Origin of the sequence: Halobacillus salinarum, assembly GCF_022919095.1 — a bacterium.
GTDB classification, from domain to species: domain Bacteria; phylum Bacillota; class Bacilli; order Bacillales; family Halobacillaceae; genus Halobacillus_B; species Halobacillus_B salinarum.
On sequence record NZ_CP095073.1, the window covers coordinates 1,062,004 to 1,079,273 of the forward strand.

General features: G+C 40.5%; 15 protein-coding genes. All 15 read left to right on the top strand.

The window, feature by feature from the left end:
- Positions 1-298 precede the first annotated feature (298 nt).
- The 15 genes from MUN89_RS05550 (at position 299) to MUN89_RS05620 (ending at position 17,251) form a co-directional block, all read left to right on the top strand.
- The gene (locus MUN89_RS05550; protein ID WP_244712116.1) at positions 299-1,321 is read left to right on the top strand and encodes a glycosyl hydrolase family 28-related protein; all 1,023 of its coding nucleotides are present in this window, start codon (positions 299-301) and stop codon (positions 1,319-1,321) included.
- A 273-nt stretch (positions 1,322-1,594) separates the two neighbouring features.
- Entirely contained in the window at positions 1,595-2,527 is a 933-nt protein-coding gene (locus MUN89_RS05555; protein WP_244712118.1) for an NAD-dependent epimerase/dehydratase family protein, read from the top strand.
- A gap of 20 nt (positions 2,528-2,547) precedes the next feature.
- A complete protein-coding gene (locus MUN89_RS05560; protein ID WP_244712120.1) occupies positions 2,548-3,174 on the top strand; it encodes a YveK family protein in 627 nt (208 codons plus the stop codon).
- Positions 3,175-3,285: 111 nt separating this feature from the next.
- Positions 3,286-3,924 (top strand): CpsD/CapB family tyrosine-protein kinase, encoded by a 639-nt coding sequence (locus MUN89_RS05565; protein ID WP_244712122.1) that lies wholly within the window; start codon positions 3,286-3,288, stop codon positions 3,922-3,924.
- Between the two features lie 31 nt (positions 3,925-3,955).
- On the top strand, positions 3,956-5,419 hold the full coding sequence (locus MUN89_RS05570) for an oligosaccharide flippase family protein (RefSeq protein ID WP_244712124.1): 1,464 nt from the start codon (positions 3,956-3,958) through the stop codon (positions 5,417-5,419).
- Complete coding sequence (locus MUN89_RS05575; protein ID WP_244712126.1) at positions 5,409-6,659, top strand: O-antigen ligase family protein; 1,251 nt, start codon at positions 5,409-5,411, stop codon at positions 6,657-6,659. Before MUN89_RS05570 ends, MUN89_RS05575 begins: the two co-directional genes overlap by 11 nt.
- Before the next feature lie 15 nt (positions 6,660-6,674).
- A complete protein-coding gene (locus tag MUN89_RS05580; RefSeq protein WP_244712128.1) occupies positions 6,675-7,748 on the top strand; it encodes a glycosyltransferase family 4 protein in 1,074 nt (357 codons plus the stop codon).
- 23 nt (positions 7,749-7,771) lie between these two features.
- On the top strand, positions 7,772-9,388 hold the full coding sequence (locus tag MUN89_RS05585) for a glucosamine inositolphosphorylceramide transferase family protein (protein ID WP_244712130.1): 1,617 nt from the start codon (positions 7,772-7,774) through the stop codon (positions 9,386-9,388).
- An 89-nt stretch (positions 9,389-9,477) separates the two neighbouring features.
- Entirely contained in the window at positions 9,478-10,857 is a 1,380-nt protein-coding gene (locus MUN89_RS05590; protein ID WP_244712132.1) for a sugar transferase, read from the top strand.
- A 28-nt stretch (positions 10,858-10,885) separates the two neighbouring features.
- A complete protein-coding gene (locus tag MUN89_RS05595; RefSeq protein ID WP_244712133.1) occupies positions 10,886-11,659 on the top strand; it encodes a glycosyltransferase family 2 protein in 774 nt (257 codons plus the stop codon).
- A 22-nt stretch (positions 11,660-11,681) separates the two neighbouring features.
- Complete coding sequence (locus tag MUN89_RS05600; protein WP_244712135.1) at positions 11,682-12,728, top strand: acyltransferase family protein; 1,047 nt, start codon at positions 11,682-11,684, stop codon at positions 12,726-12,728.
- 232 nt (positions 12,729-12,960) lie between these two features.
- Positions 12,961-14,004 (top strand): LacI family DNA-binding transcriptional regulator, encoded by a 1,044-nt coding sequence (locus tag MUN89_RS05605; protein WP_244712137.1) that lies wholly within the window; start codon positions 12,961-12,963, stop codon positions 14,002-14,004.
- A gap of 177 nt (positions 14,005-14,181) precedes the next feature.
- A complete protein-coding gene (locus MUN89_RS05610; RefSeq protein ID WP_244712138.1) occupies positions 14,182-15,417 on the top strand; it encodes an ABC transporter substrate-binding protein in 1,236 nt (411 codons plus the stop codon).
- 66 nt (positions 15,418-15,483) lie between these two features.
- Positions 15,484-16,413: a carbohydrate ABC transporter permease gene (locus MUN89_RS05615; protein ID WP_244712140.1), complete on the top strand. Its 930-nt coding sequence runs from the start codon at positions 15,484-15,486 to the stop codon at positions 16,411-16,413.
- Positions 16,414-16,429: 16 nt separating this feature from the next.
- Positions 16,430-17,251: a carbohydrate ABC transporter permease gene (locus MUN89_RS05620; protein ID WP_244712142.1), complete on the top strand. Its 822-nt coding sequence runs from the start codon at positions 16,430-16,432 to the stop codon at positions 17,249-17,251.
- Positions 17,252-17,270 lie beyond the last annotated feature (19 nt).

Below are 17,270 nucleotides of genomic sequence, written 5' to 3' on the forward strand. Positions count from 1 at the left end.
TGAATTGTTCGTATCACACATTCTCAGGAGCAAACGGCGGGGCATGTACCCACCATTGTTATGATGTTACCTCCATGAAAGTGGTTTTATATCCCATCCCCTTGTGTGCAGTTTATCGGAAATGGATGATTTTTTACAAAACAGCAATCCCCAACCATATTTTTTAGATTGAGGAACATATAATTAGTTAGGTTCATATTTTAAATGAATACGTAAAAAAGGAAATAAGTTCCATGAAACGAAAGTATTCAACTAGCTATCCCATCACAATTAAAAGCTGAAAAAGTGGGGAAATAAGTTGTCCAAAAAGAAAATGTTTCTATTCATTTTGCCTCTGTTAGCGGTACTAGCTCTTTCACTGGGTTACCTGCAAAATGATTCCAGGCAGGGATTGAGTCACATGTTTTTAAAAGACACCGTTTCATCGGATGATTCGCTTCCTCAGGCTCCTCTGGAAGCGGTAAATGTAGAACAGTTTGGTGCTGTTGGGACAGATTTAAAGGATGACTCTGCGGCCATACAACAAGCGATCGATTACAGCTACGATAAAGGTATCTCTAAAGTTATTCTTTCAGGAAATAAACATTTTGTTATTAAAAAAGGGATCATAATAAAGAGAGGCGTAGAGCTCTATTTTGATCAAAATACAAAGCTGTACGTGCAAGGAAATTTTAGAGCCATTGAATTACTGAAGAATGCTTCCATCACGAATGGAATCATTGAGGTTACTGGTTCGTCTTTTAATTCAGAAGTAATTTATTTAAATGGTCAGGAGAGGTTTTGGTCATGGGAAAGAACGCAGGTCAATAATGTAAGTATCATTAATTCCACTCCCTCTCACAAAGGTACAGGGTTATCGCTTTATGCGAATGGCCCCGGGCACTTTATCTGTTTCGTTAATTTTAGTGATCTTAGAATTGTAGGCTTTAGAACAGGAATCAAGCTTGAATCAGTCAAACCCGAAAGTGGATATAGTTTTATTAATGGGAATCGGTTTATCAACATTACTCTTGATGATTGTTTGAAATTCATAGAAATGAAAAGCTCAGTTACTGTACCTCATGAAGCTACTGGCAACCAATTCCTTGGACTTCAAATACAGCCCTCTTCAGCCACTCAGAAAATATTGACCATTACGGGCTCTGATAACATGTTTGAAGGAATGATTTGGGATCTGCCTGATCAGCACAATCCTGATTTAGTGCTTTTTACCAAAAATTCTTATGGAAACCAACTTTATTCAAATGTATTATCCAGTTCAATAAGCGATCAGGGGAAAAATAATTACCACAGCTCACCGGTAGAAGAATCAAAAAAATAGTGAACATCTAAAAAACCACTTCTAGAGAGTGGTTTTTTGTTTATTGTTCTTAATAAAAAACAAAATAAGAGAAAACTAAAGATTTTAAGAGTAATTATGCGGAATTTGTTCTTAATAAGAAAATAATAGTGATTTCAGTGATTTTCAAATTATGGTAAATGAACTATAATGAGATAACGTTCTATTTAAAGAACTAAAATGCGGATTAATAGTCATTGAATCTTTCATGTAATGATCATTTGTTCTTAATAAGAAAGGTCAGGTGAAGGTAATATGAAAGTTCTTCTCACGGGTGGAGCTGGTTTTATTGGTTCACACATCGCAGAGCAGCTTTTGGAAGCAGATTACGATGTTGTCATTGTCGACAATTTAATAACAGGGAATCTAACCAATGTTCCTCAAGGGGCCAAGCTTTATAAAGTGGATATTCGTGAAGAGTTAGATCTTATTTTCCTGAAAGAACAGCCTGATTATGTTATTCACCAAGCGGCCCAAGTCTCCGTATCTAGTTCTATGGAGGAGCCTCTCTATGACGGAGACGAAAATATTTTAGGAACTATCAACCTTTTGCAAGCTTGCGTCACGTATAAGGTGAAGAAGTTTATCTTTGCCTCGTCTGCTGCACTCTATGGGGCACCGTCATATCTATCGATCGATGAAAAACATCCACTTTCTCCAGTCTCCTTCTATGGGTTATCAAAATTAAATGCGGAAGCCTATATTCAAATGTTTTCAAAGCTATACGGGCTGGCTTTTACCATTTTAAGATATGCAAATGTTTATGGCATGAGACAAAATGCAAAAGGTGAAGCAGGTGTGGTCGCTATATTTATTGATCAACTAATGAATCATCTTACCCCAACCATATTTGGCGATGGTACACAGACGAGAGATTTCGTGTTTGTTAAGGATGTAGCCAGGGCAAATGTTGCGGCCCTGAACTCTCTGGAAAGTGAAATTTTAAATATCAGCACGGAAACGCAAATATCCATCTTAGATATTATTACGCAATTAAGTGAAATCCTAAAAATCAATGTCTCCCCCAATTTTGAACCTGAGAGAAAGGGAGATATCCGCCATAGCTATCTATCGAACGAATTAGCAAAAGAGAAATTTAATTGGACCCCTCGCTATAGTTTCGCAGAAGGATTAAAAGAGACGGTTCATTTCTATCAAAACAAAGCGGAAATTACAAATATATCTTAAATACATTTTTGGAGGTCACTATGGAAGAGAGAATCGATCTTAAAAAGTTCTTTCGAATCATAAAGAAGAGATGGATGACGATTGTTCTCGTCACTCTGGGCTGTTTTCTAATTACAGGGGTGATTAGTTTATATGTGATGAAGCCTGCCTATGAAGCTTCTGAAAATATAGTGGTGGGCAAGTTGAAGAAGGACAATAATTCTTATGGAGAGTCTCAGGAGCTGAATATGCTCCTATCCTCGACCATTGATTTTATTAAAAGTCCCACCGTTTTGAATTCTGTGAAAGCCCAAATCAATATCGGAGATCAGAAGTTAAATGAAAAGCTGACGGTTCAAAATTCTAAAAATTCACAGATCGTAAATGTTTTAATTAGAGATCATGATCCTGATAAAGCAAAGCTTATCGCGCATACCATTGCCATGACAACCGTCGATAAGATGAACGAGCTTTTCGGTGTTACCGATATCGACGTCTTGGGAGGAAATAATGATGGTCCGACGCTTGAGAAAGTTGGAAGTATCGAACTGAATTTGGCCATAGGGATTACGGTTGGGTTCCTGCTAGGCATAGGTGGAGCGATGGTAAGAGAACACCTTGATGATTCTATTCATTCAGATAGCGATATTGAGGGGTATTGGGGCTAACTGTTTTAGGGGAAATAGACTTGAAGCATAAGCAGCCGCGCTCATTTAGAAAAAGATTACCCAAGCAGAACAAGCTGGAAAAGAGTAAGAGAAAGAGGGAGGGGTTGAGTGTTGAGAAAACCACAGGGTAAGAAAAACGTGAGTCCTATGAAATTAAGAGAAGAATTAATAAGCACGGAACAAATTCGGATGATTCGGACGAATTTAGAACACGTCTCTAGGGATAAGCCAGTAAGTATTATGGTAAGTTCACCAACCTATCAGCCACAAAAATCTCTCATAACAGCAAAACTAGCGATGACCTTTGCAGAGCAGGGAAAAAAGGTGATGCTGGTGGATGCTGATTTAAGGAATCCTTCCTTGCATCATTGGTTTCAGATTGAGAACCGCAGCGGGCTCACAGATGTGATTTTGCATCATGGAAATGTCAATCAACATCATAGTCCATCTTACTTGCCGGGGCTTTTTATTTTACCAACAGGTCCAATACCGCACAGCCTTTCTGGTATATGGAATGCTGATAAAATTCAAGATTTTGTTCTGACATGCAAGAGAAACTACGATGTCATTCTTTTTGAAGCTTGTGATTATTTATCTGTTTCAGATTCACAAGTTCTGGCTAACCACTGTGATGGAGTGATTCTGGTGCTAAGATCAAATAAAACTAAAAAAACAGATGTCTTAAGGACAAAAGAAGCGTTAGAAAAAACCAATAAAAAAGTTTTAGGAGTTATTCATCAAACAGCCTAACCTTTTATGAATAAAGGAGGCAGCCTCTGCTATGGGAAAGAAAGAGAAAAATTCGATTGCGAGAAACATTTTTCATTTGTTTTATAGTACCGCCGTATCGAGTGCTTTAAATGCGACGGCTTTAATAACACTCGCCTATTATTTGCAGTCTTTTCATTACGGGATGTTCAGTGTTTCGTTAGCTTTTGCAATGATCATGGGTTATTTTACTGATGCAGGATTAAGTGAAATTGTGCTGAGGGAAGGTTCAAAGAAAGTAGATACGTCCATTCTTATTTCGTCTTACATAAAAATGAGAACAGGATTATTAGCAGCTACTTTTCTTATTGGGTTTATAGTCATTCAACTTCTTTATGCAGATCATATTCAACTTGTCCAGATTGCCTATTGTCTGATCATTCCTATGGTCACTGGGATCGCAATGCAAAGTGTAGGAATCACATTCTTTCAGTTAAAAGAAAAAATGCAGTTCGTTGGGCTTATCCGAATCGTGTCTGCAGGCTGTCTCGTCATCACGATCGTACTCGGCATGCTTCTGAATTTCCAACCGGTGCTCGTTTGCTTCTTATATGGAGCTTCTTATTTTGCTGCAGGAGCACTTGCGATTTATCTTGTGGCGAAGAACGTTCCAATAAGGTGGAAAACCCCGTTTCATAAAGGGCTGCTGCAAAATCTAGGTTCTTTTACAATAGGTGGCTTATTATTTGTTATGCTGCCTCATTTGGGGCCCCTTATTTTGGAGAAGACAATAAATTTTACGGGTGTGGGACTGTTCGCGGTAGCCTATAGAATTCCTCAAGCATTACAGCAAGTTCCATTCATCGTAGCAGGAGCTTATTATCCAGTTCTTTTTAAAGCGTTTAATAGCAATCGATTGCGTGACCATTTAAAGTATAATCTGACTTTAATTAAACTAATGGCATTAGTAGGGATGACGATGACCATTCCGTTTTTCTATCTATCCGAGTTTATCATCAAACTACTATTTGGAGCAGAATGGTTAGCTGCTGCCCTCCCGCTTAAAATCCTATCTTTAATGTTAACGCTTCAGGCCATTAACATCGCTTTAGCAGATGGTTTAACGACCAAATCCTTACAAATTTTCAGAACAAGCGTCCAAGCCGTCTCCATCATTATTGGTATTTTCCTTTATGTTTATTTAAGTAAATCGTTTGGAGTAACTGGCGCAGCCGTTGCAGGGGTAACTATAGAAGCGGTTTCATTAATTGGATTTTGGGCATGTAACCCGGATCGCTGGGTGTTAGCTAAGAAAGTGATCGTCCCTTATACCCTTTTTCTTACTTTAAGCTTTCTTAGTATCAATTATTTATTGCATTCGGTCCCCATGCTTGCTGCGGTATGCCATTTAATTATTCTGGTATTGGTACTTATCCTTGATCCAGAGTTAAATAAAAAAGGAAAAACCATCCTTAAAAAATTCAAAGTATCTCGTAAGTTAAGCCAAAGGGCTAAGGAGGCTGAAAATGGACTATAAAACAACTGAAGCTACAAACAATCGCTATTTAGCCATTTTCTGTCTCTTTTTATTAGTTATCTTAGCCAAATATAACATCTACATGGGATTTGCATTAAAGCCATTTATGATATTTACCATTCTTTATTTGGTCATTAATCTGAATGCATTTTATTTCCACAGGCTGCAGCTGTTCGAAATCATCATGCTGCTTTTTTACTTAGTTTATTGCTTTACAGGAGCGTTCGCACTTTACCCGGTATCAAGTATAAGAATTATGTTAGGGATTTTTCTTTATCTTGGCTGTTACTTTATTATGAAGGCGATCATTGGCGAGACAAAGGAGTCCTTGATAGAAAAAGCACTATCAAGTGTTGGGATTCTCTTTAATTCCGCTAGCCTGCTTTTATATTTTTTAGGTTTGCATCGTGTGCATTTTATATTCGAAGGCGATCGAATTAGTAAATTTGGGATGATGCTTGATCGCAACTACCCGCGACTGATTGGATTGATGCAGGATCCTAATTTTTATGTTTTTTATAACACTGTATTTTTTGCTTATTTCCTATGTAACTCAAAGTCTATCAAAAATAAAGTTGGTCTAATTCTCTGCATTTTAACGAATCTATTAACCTTTTCCAGAGGCGGAATGTTAGTTATGCTGCTTCTGCTGTTTCTCTACATTTTATTAAATAATCCTTTGAAAAAAATAAGATTAATCTCAGGTCTATTTCTTTCCGTTTTCCTCGTTGCCTATATAGCGATCGTGAAATTTAATTTCAACTTTATTGGAATCATGATGGAGAGAATAGCAGATACAACAGATGATGGAGGAAGTGGAAGACTAGCCCTGTGGGGGAGAGCTTGGCATTATTTTGAAAATCATATGTATGTGGGAGTGGGGGCATTTAACTTCTCTGATTATAACTTACACGATTATGGAGATACGTTGACGGTTCATAACACGTTTCTCGATATTTTATCTGACTCGGGACTGGTCGGCATCTTTTTCTTTTTATTATTTATCGGTTGTGTACTCTATCAGCTGCTTCAAAACCGAATGCATAAGCATCATCCTTATTTGTTTCTAACCTTTATCGGGTTGATTTTACAAATGGGATTTTTGTCCGTTGTGATCAATGACATGTTTTTTCTATATATCGCAATCCTATCCGCTTATATAAATAAACAAGCACCTCTAAGTTTAAAAGATAACAGAAGTGCACGTATGCCTTTATCACTGTCTTCCTCTCTAAAATAAAGGAGGCTACATCCTATGAATGTTCTTGTATTAACCGATAAACTCATATTTGGAGGAGCTGAAATGTATTTCTGTAAGCTGGAGAACTTTTTACGTCACCAGCAGATTTCCTTCTACTATGCTGCAGGGAGCGGAGATCTCTCCAGGAATATTAAGCGTAAAGAAAACTTCTTTGAACTGAGCAGAACCAGCCATTACTCAAATTTAAAAGTAATAGGCAATCTCGTTCGTGAAAAAGGAATCGATATCATCCATGCAAACAGTCTGAGAATGGTGCTTTACTGCATTTTATTAAAGATAATGAACAAGACTGATTTCAAGATTATTTACACGAAGCATAATATTACGATTCTCGAGTTGAAAAACCGAAAATTATTTACAGCTTTATTAAACAAATTTGTTCATCGTGTGATTACAGTAAGTGAATTTGAAAGGACCAGCTTAGTAACTGCCGGAGTAAACCCAAACAAAATTAAGACCATCTACAATGGTGTGGATATGGACCAATTCACATATCAGCCAAAAGAAATCGATAAGGAATTTAAGGTTGGCATGTTAGCAAGGTTATCGGAGGAGAAGAATCACAAATTTTTCATCGAAGTAGCCAATGAACTTAAACAAATGCCTAACCTTACTTTTTTCATCGGAGGGGAGGGGCCAGAGGAAGAGAAGATAAGAGAGAAGATTCACGACCACGGTCTGGCCGATAAAGTAGTCTTATTGGGAAAGATCCATCATCCAGAAAAATTTACCGCAGACATGGATCTCTTGCTCCTCACTTCACATAGAGAAGTGTTTCCTATGGTTATCATTGAAGCCATGGCTGTTGGAACTCCTGTTCTTTCTATTGATCGCGGGGGAATTCATGAAGCTGTTAAAGCAGGGAGTACCGGTTTTCTCCTTCCGGAACATTCAGTGAAGGGTTTTGCAGAGAAGGTCCTTTTGTTAGAAGCCAATCGCGAAAAGGGAATGGAATTAGCAGAGAATGCCAGGAAAAGAGCTTTAAAAGAATTCTCATTAGAGCGAATGATCCATTCCACGCTGCAAGAGTATCTCTCTTGTGACAAGTCATTCATTCAAACAGGATAAATTTATTGAGGAGGTGAGAGAGTGTGCTGAAGTTTGGAATACTGTGTGATCAATTAGAACTTAAGGAATGGCAAAAGCAAACGATTGATTATTTAACATCTCTGGAACAAGTGGAATGCTCCCTACTCATGCAAGTGACCACTGAGGAGCATTTAAGAAGGAATAAGCGCAGAGCATCTATTCCGAGCCTGTCCCTTCAAGTACCGGTGCTGGAATTAAAGGAAAATGAACACAAGAGGGTTCAGTTGTCGAAAATGGATGTCGAAGAGATAAAGAGCTATCAATTGGATTTTATTCTAAGCATCAGCTCCAAAAATATCCCGGATGAAATGATCGTTCTGCCGACTCATGACGTGTGGACATTCGATCATTGCCTAAAGAAAAAGCCATACTGGCGGGAAATCTATGATGGAAATGCAGTGACTGAAGCGGCACTCCTTAAACTGGAGAGAGGAGGAAAATGCACAGCATTAAAGACGGGTTATTTTGCTACTCATTTCCCTTCCTATCGTACACAAAAGTGTAAGATCAAACGAGCGATTTCCAGATGGCCGGCCTATGTGTGTAAAGAAATGCTGAGTGAAAATGATACGAGTGATCCACCAGCAGTCCCAAAAGTGAATAAGGCGTTAGACCCTGAGCGACATCCAACCTATCGAGAAGCCCTTATCTTTTCCGGTAAACTTTTCTTGAACCAATGTCAGTCTCTTTACTCAAAGTTATTCTGTTATGAATATTGGAATATAGGTACAGTGGATGTTCCGATTGATGAATTACTAACGTCCACGGAGCCGGAAATCCAATGGATCATTCCTAAGAAGAACCTTTATTTTGCAGATCCTTTTGCTTATAAGACGGATCAAGGGATCAAAATCATTATGGAAGAGCTGGACTATAGAAAAGTTAAAGGGTTTATCAGTGAAGCAGAGTTAGGAAACGCCGTTGATTCTGCTGGAGTAAGGGAAACGATCAAGCTGCCGACCCACATGTCCTATCCTTTTATTATAGAGGAGGGAGAGCATACCTATTGTGTTCCTGAAACCTCCGAAGCCAATGAAGTCAGTCTTTACCAATTAAATCAAGTGAACAGGCAGTGGGAAAAAATCACATCTTTAATAAGTAATTTCCCTGGCGTTGATTCTACTTTATTTAAATGGAGAGGCTGTTGGTGGTTGTTTTGCACCAAAGGTTCTTCTGATTCAGACAGCCATAATAATGAATTGCATATTTATTATGCGGAGGATTTGCTGGGAGAATGGACCCCTCATTCATTAAATCCGGTGAAAATAGACGTACGTTCCTCAAGACCGGCAGGAACCCCGTTTTTTCATGACAATGAACTCTACAGGCCGGCTCAGGATTGTTCGGAAACATACGGAGGAAGGATTGTTATGAATAAGATAGAGACTCTATCGCTGACAGAATTTAAGGAAACGCCCGTAAGTTGTCTTGAGCCAAAACCGGACAGCTTATACCCAGATGGGCTGCACACGGTTTCGATGGCCTATGGCAAGACAATTCTTGACGGAAAACGCTTGGATTACCATTTTACTAACCTGTTTAAAAAAATCTATAAATATAAACCATTGATGAATAAAAAGAAGGTACCTGCACATTCCAAAGAGGTAAAAGGGATATAATTTTTTAATTGTGTATTCGTTATATAGTATATTTGTTTCTTTTTGAAGTATAGAAGGGTTGAGATTTGATTAAAAGGAGTGAAGTGAGTATGTACGAGAATTCTCAAGGGCACGTTGAAAAGATAATGATGGCTCTAGTCGACGTTGGGGTAGTTCAATCTGGATACTTCATAGTCTTGCAAATCGTTAAGATCCTGTTTCCTTTCAATCATGTACATCCATTCCATCCTGGCTGGTTATCCATATCATCGTTAAGTTGTTTGCTGAGTTTTTACTTGTTTAACCTGTATGGAGATGTTAAGAGAACCAGTGCCAAACAAGTGCTTTATAACGTTCCCTTAGCCATGATCTGCTTCTTGTTTATGACTTTCATCCTTTCCATCTTCCTTTCTAACACTCATTTCACTAAAGCCTTTTTACTTAGTTCTTTCCTGGTACAAACTTTGCTTATTCTAGCTGTGCGATTAAGTCAATGGACGCTTTACATGAAATTATATGGCAGGAAGCGGGTCATACTTATCGGGAATGGTTCTGCTGTTGAAGAATCGATTGCCCGGAAATTCAGGAAGCATTCTAAAGGATGGTTTGAATTTAATGGTTTTCTTCCTATCGAGGAAATGGAATCTATCGAGAAATACAACGAGATTGATGTATTTGTAGTAAGTCCACATCTGGAACGCAAATTTATCGATCAAATTATAAGATCGTGTATCCATCACAGGAAAGAAGTCCTTTTGGTTCCTCAATCGGTTGATTTGTTTGCAGGTAATGTAAAAGTTCAACAAGTAGATGATCTTCTTGTATATTCGGTAAAGCCTCCTGGATTAACGAGGAGTGAGGAAATTGGCAAGCGGTTGTTTGATGTAGTGATTTCCACAACACTCTTGTTAGTTATAAGTCCTGTATTTTTTCTTTTATTTGCTTTAGTTCCTCTAACGTCAAAAGGGCCAGCCCTTTATAAACAGGAGCGGCTGGGGTTAAATGGGCACCCCTATTTAGTCTATAAATTTCGAAGTATGGTTGACGGTGCTGAAAATAGTACAGGTCCTGTGCTTGCTAAAGAGAAAGATCCGAGAATTACCAAGCTGGGTTCTATTATGCGGACACTGCGTCTAGACGAATTACCCCAATTCATCAATGTAATTAAAGGTGATATGAGTTTGATCGGCCCAAGACCTGAAAGAGAACATTTCATTAATCAATATGCAGAAGAATTACCTGACTATTTACACAGGTTAAATGTGAAGCCTGGTCTTACAGGTCTGGCTCAAGTGCTGGCTAATTACTCTACTTCTGCTGAAGACAAGCTGAGGTATGATTTGATCTACGTGAAAAACTATACGTTCCTAATGGATTTACAGATCTTTATGCAAACGATACGTGTAGTCCTGCAAAGAGAACAGTCCCAGGGAATTAAGAGTCAATCTCAAACCCGGAAGTCATTGAAACCTTTAGAAAAAATCAATTAAGAGTTTCTAAACGAAGGAGGTTCACCTAATGATGGATGCAAAAGAGGATCTTGTCTCCATAATTACTCCAACCTATAATGCTTCAAGGTTTATTTGTGAAACGATTCAGTCTGTAAAATTCCAGACGTACACGAATTGGGAAATGATTATCGTTGATGATTGCTCAACCGATCAAACGAAAGAGCTTGTAACCAAAGAAATGATGTTGGACGCAAGGATTAAAGTCATTCCTTCAGCAGCCAACCATGGACCTGCTCATGCCAGAAATACTGCGATAAAAGCTTCAAAAGGAAAGTATCTCGCATTTTTAGATAGTGATGATTTGTGGCATCCGAAAAAATTATCCAACCAAATTACCTTTATGAGGAAGAATAAGATTGGTTTCTCCTACACCGATTATCGAATGATGAATGAAGCAGGGGAGAAATCGGATCGTGTAATTCGAGTCCCGGAAAAAATGGAGTATAAGGAATTATTGAAAAATACCATTATTGGAACTCTAACTGTTGTCCTGGATAAAGAAGTAGTCGGAGAAGTACAAATGCCGCTTTTTAGAGACTGCTCTGAGGATTATGGACTTTGGATGTCCATTCTATCAAAAGACATTCATGCCTATGGATTAAATGAAGAGCTTGCCTATTATAGAAAATGCGGCCATTCTCTTTCGAGTAATAAATTTAATTCTGCAAAGAAAACCTGGAACACTTATAGAAAGGTAGGGAAAGTAAATATTCCATCAGCCCTTTGGTATTTTGTCAATTATACTTATCACGCATTTTATAAGCATACCAAAACGTCCTAAAAGACAGGAATGGGGTTTAATAATGGCACAAAGAAGAAGATTGTCCATTATCCAAATTTCAAGAGCGATAGCAATTCTGTTTGTACTCCTTGGTCATGTAAATATTTTATTTTACTCAGGATTTGGTTATGACTGGTTTCATATGGGTAGTTGGGAAAGGACAGGCGGGGTGGATTTCTTCTTTATCGTCAGTGGATTCATGATCTATTATCTGTATCATAAGCGGGCCGGGACCAAAGGGGAAGCTTCCAAGTTCATGTTAAAAAGATTAATTCGGATCTATCCTCTTTACTGGATATTCACTGGCTCAGCCATCCTTATTTCTTTAGTCTTTCCAGCATTAGATGATCGTTACTCGCTGGAAGTCATTATGAAATCTATCTTTATTTTACCTACCCAGCCCGTGTTAAGTTCGACGTGGTCATTGAGCCATGTGATGTTCTTCTACTGCATGTTTGCTTTCTATATCTTCAAGCCCAAAGTATTGAAACCCATGATTTTAGGCTGGGTGGTCTTAACGGTTCTCTTAGAATTGAACATTATCCCCTTTCAGACCTTTTTATTTAGCTTTAGCACCTTAGAAATCCTACTCGGTTCTCTAGTTGCCTATGTATCTATGAATTATGCGTTTAAATTTTCATCCTCATTCATTGCTGTTGGTTTACTTGGGTACTTGTTCATTTGGATAAATATGGTCTATGGACTGGTTCATATTCACAATCCAAGTTTTTATTGTCTATCCGCAATGATCATGATGCTTGGTATTGCCGAAAAGGATAAAAAGGAACGTCACGTTCCTAAATCTCTTTCTTTCCTTGGGGATGCCTCCTATTCTATTTATATTGCTCATGGACCATTTCTTCATTTCTATATCATCCTTTTGGATAAGGTAAACTTTATTGATGCTGCTGGGTTCTTTGTATCTATGGCAGTAGTGATTGTCATGTCCACGCTCTCTTCCTGCCTGGTTTATCTTGTAGTCGAAAAGCCAATGTCTAAATATTTAAGACAGCTCGTGTTCTCAAGAAAGAAAGTAGTTTCAGAGACTCGTCATGCGGTGGCGAAATAGCAGGCTTGAGTACAGGTATATATTGAAATAGAAAAAAACTGTTCCGAATAGCAATGGAACAGTTTTTTTTAGTGCTCGTTCCAGTTTTTCTACTAGAGGGACAGTATCTAGCCCAATACTATCAAATCGAACTAGAAAGATTTCTGAATATTTCGTTGACTTATGTTTAACTTCTATGTTACTTTTTAAATGTGGTTAATCGATTAATCGTTCAAGTAAGGATGTAGATGACATGGCTAGAATCAAAGACATAGCAACCCAATCAGGAGTTTCCACCGCCACCGTCTCCCACGTGTTAAATAACACCGGTAGAGTAGGCGTCGAAACCCGCGAGAAAGTACTCAAAGTCGCTGCAGAACTGAATTATAAGACGAACAAGATCGCGAAAAGCTTGAAGACGCAGAGATCCTACGTCATCGGTGTGATCGTGGAGGATCTGACGGTGTTTAACACGCCGGAAATCTGTGACGGGATTAATGAATTCGCGGAAGAGAAGGGCTATTCAATTTCCTTAGTCAATCTCCGGCTGTTTAAACGAATCGGCACTGATTTTACGAAAACGGATGTTTTAAAGGAGATGATTCCGAAGGTCATTGACCAGCTGATGGAGAACCAGGTGGAAGGGATTATTTATATCGGGAACCACCCGAGAGATGTGACCGAGGATATTCCGCCTGTGTCCGTTCCGATCGTGTATACTTACTGCTATACCACACGCGAGGATGACTGCTCTGTCAATTATGACGATAAGTCTGCCGCCTATGAAGCGACGAAATACTTAATTGATCTGGGTCATGAAAAGATCGGCCTCATCAGCGGACTGATTAATTCCATCCCTTCCCATGACCGGTTTTATGGCTACCAGACCGCTCTTGCAGAAAATGAAGTTCTGTTTGATCCCGGCTATATTAGAACCGGAGATTGGAAGATTGATTCCGGCTACGAAATGACGAAGGAGTTATTTACCCACCCGGATCCGCCAACAGCTATTGTCGCACTGAACGACTTAATGGCAGCTGGTGCGATTAAGGCGATCCAGGAAATGGGGATGAGTGTTCCGGAGGATGTCTCTGTTATTGGGTTTGATAACCGGGAATTCACGGCCTTCTACAGCCCGTCCATTACGACGATGGCGATTCCTCTCCATGAAATGGGGGAAAAGGCGATGGACGTGCTGTTTCAATTCATCCATAAAACCGGTTCTTCCGAGCAGCCGAATGGCAACGTTCAGCTTTCTTGTACACTCGTAAAAAGAGAAAGTGTAAAAGCGAGGTAAAATTTTTGAAGATTGGTTAATCGTTTAATCAAATTTTAGCTCTCTTGGTTGTTCTCTTTTATTTTTTGTAGAATGATAAAACGATTAACCAAAAATAGGTAACAGCTGCTCCAGGAAAAGAACGATGCATGTCCCTTAAGTCCAAAAAGAGCACGACTATTATGAGGAGGTAATGACGTGAAAAAAATCGCAAGTTTGTTCCTTATCACTGCATTGATGCTTATCGCCACCGCTTGTTCGGAAAACTCATCTTCAGAAGGAAAGTCAGGACCTGTCCATATTACGATGTCCGACTACTTTACGAATGAACAGCCGAACAAGGCGTTAACCGACTTGATCAGCCAATTTGAAGAGAGCCATCCGGACATTAAAGTTGACCGCACAACTGTTCCTTATGATCAATTTTTACCAACGACCCTCCGTCAGGCAAAAACCGATTCACTCCCGACCGTTTTATTAGTCGATAACTTAAACATTCCGGCTATGGTCGAGGCTGGCGCATTGACCCCGCTCAGTGATATCGCCGATATCGACACCTCCAAGTATTTAGAAGGCCCGATCAGCACCGTTACCTACAACGATAAATTGTACGGGCTCCCGTTCGGAAGCAATGATTTAGCGATTTTTTATAACAAGGATCTGTTGAAAAAAGCAGGCGTCGAGCCGCCGAAGACGTTTGATGAGCTGATTACGGCATCGAAAAAGCTGCACCAGGGAAGTACATATGGCATTGCTTTTTCAGCGCCGAGTAACCAGCAGGCGACGTGGCAGTTCGCTCCGTTCCTGTGGGGAAAAGGCGGAAGCTTACTTGATATTGCTTCTGATGAGTCAGTGGACGCGTTAAAAGTGTGGCAGACGCTGGTCGAGGAAGGCGGCGCGTCAAAATCTGTCGTCAACTTCAGCCAGACGCAGGTGTACAACGAATTCGCGGCTAAACGGGCGGCGATGATGGTGATGGGGCCGTGGATGATTCCATCGCTTGAAGGCACCGACATTGATTACGGCATTGTCCCGCTGCCGACAGAAAAAGCAGGCGAGAAGCCGATCAGCCCGATTGGCGGAGAGGATTTAACGATTACGTCCTCCGCTACAAAAGCAGAGAAGGAAGCAGCGTGGACGTTTATTGAATGGATTCAGGATGAAGACCGGCTGCCTGAAGTGACGAAGACCTTTGGTTACATTCCGGCTTACAAACCGGCGTATGACGTGTTTGTCGAAAAGTATCCCGAATTCGACGTGTTTGCTGAAGAGCTGAAATCAGCGAAAGCGCTTACAGAAGATGCCGGGGCAAAATTCCCTGAAGTGAGTGACCACATTTCGCAAACGATTCAGCAAGTGTTGTCCGGTTCTGCAGATGCAGAAAAAGCAGCCAAGGAAAATCAACAGAAGATCGAAGAAACGATGGACAAGTAAAAAGCCAAGGTTCGGGGCTTCATCCGGACCTTTTCCAACCATTTTCTAAAGGCAGGAGTGAACGACATGGATCAGCCTTTATCAAGAAGGAGCAGCATCGTGGAAAAAAAGCAGAGGAAGAAACGGAAGTCCTTTTGGTTCAGCAGCCGCGTGCTTTTCGTGCTGCCGGCGATGATTTATTTGATCGCAATTTTCCTCTACCCCATCTACCGCACGATCATGATGGGGTTTCAGGATTATTCGATCTCCTCCATTGGCTCGGGAAGCTCGCCGTTTATCGGGCTTGAAAATTATATCCACCTGTTTACCCAGCCGCTCATGTGGCAGGTGTTTATGAATACGCTCTATTTCGTGCTCGGCTCGATTGTTTTTCAAGTGACGATCGGCATGGCGCTTGCGGTCTTTTTTACGAAAAAATTTCCGTTAAACAGTCTGATCCGCGGCTTATTGTTAGTGCCGTGGCTTTTGCCGCTGATTGTCTCAGGGACCGCGTTCCGGTGGATTCTTGATCAGTCGCACGGCGTTTTGAACTGGGTATTAATGAAGCTTCACTTCATCAGCGAGCCGATTGGCTGGCTCGTGTCACCGGATACGTCGCTGTTATCGACGATCATTACGAACATCTGGGTCGGGATTCCGTTCAGCATGGTGATCCTTTACAGCGGCTTAAAGGATATTCCGAATGAATTGTACGAAGCAGGGGCGATCGATGGCTGCAGTGCATGGCAGAAATTTTGGTATATCACCTTGCCGTCCTTAAAGCCGGTGCTTGCGATTGTGTTGACGCTGGCGCTGATTTACACATTGAAGGTGTTTGATATCGTCATGATCTTAACCGGAGGCGGACCGGCGAATTCGTCGCAGATTTTATCGACGTGGTCGTACGATCTATCCTTCCAGCAGCTGTCGTTCGGCGAAGGGGCAGCGGTCTCGAACATCATGATCCTGATTTCTCTCGTCTTCTGTTTTTTCTATGTGAAAGCGACTAAAGAGTAACGATGGAGGTGTAACAATGAATGCAACCGTAAAAAAAGGAATGCATTTCACGATCGGGCTCATCATCCTTGCGGTCATGCTGTTTCCGCTTTATTGGATCGTGATTGTCTCCTTGGAAACGCCGGATCAGATTTTCAGGAATCCGCCTTATTTAATTCCGCCGACTCCGACGCTTGAGTCGTACGTGAGTGCTTTTTCAACGCAGCTGCCTCATTTACTGACGAGCTTAGTGATCGCACTTGGTGTCACTTTTTTATCGATGATTATCGCTGTACCGGCGGCTTATGCGACGACGCATTTTAAGTTTAAAGGCACGACGATTTTTATCATTGCCCTGCTGATTTCACAAATGATACCCGGCGTGTCGCTTGCAAACGGGTTGTTTATGATCTATCAAAAGACAGGCTTACTCGACAGCTACTTAGGACTGATTCTCGCGGACTGCACGTTCTCGATTCCGTTTGACATCTTAATTCTGCGGGCGTTTATGAACTCGATACCTAAAGAGCTGCCGGAAGCGGCTTTAGTCGACGGGGCCGGGGACTGGCGGACGTTTATCAGCATCATTCTGCCGATTAGTAAATCGGCGTTAATTACAGCCAGTTTATTTGCCTTTCTGTTTGGCTGGGGCGACTTTTTATTCGCCGTCACGCTGTCCACGAAAGGCAGCATCACGCCAATTACCGTCAGCATTTACGGCTACATTACGCAGTATTCGCAGTCGTGGGGCGAAATGATGGCGACATCTGTGCTTGCTTCGATCCCGGCCGCAATATTACTCGTCATTTCCCAGCGCTATGTGTCCGCTGGACTGACAAGTGGATCCGTTAAAGGATAACTATTCAATAGGGGGAATT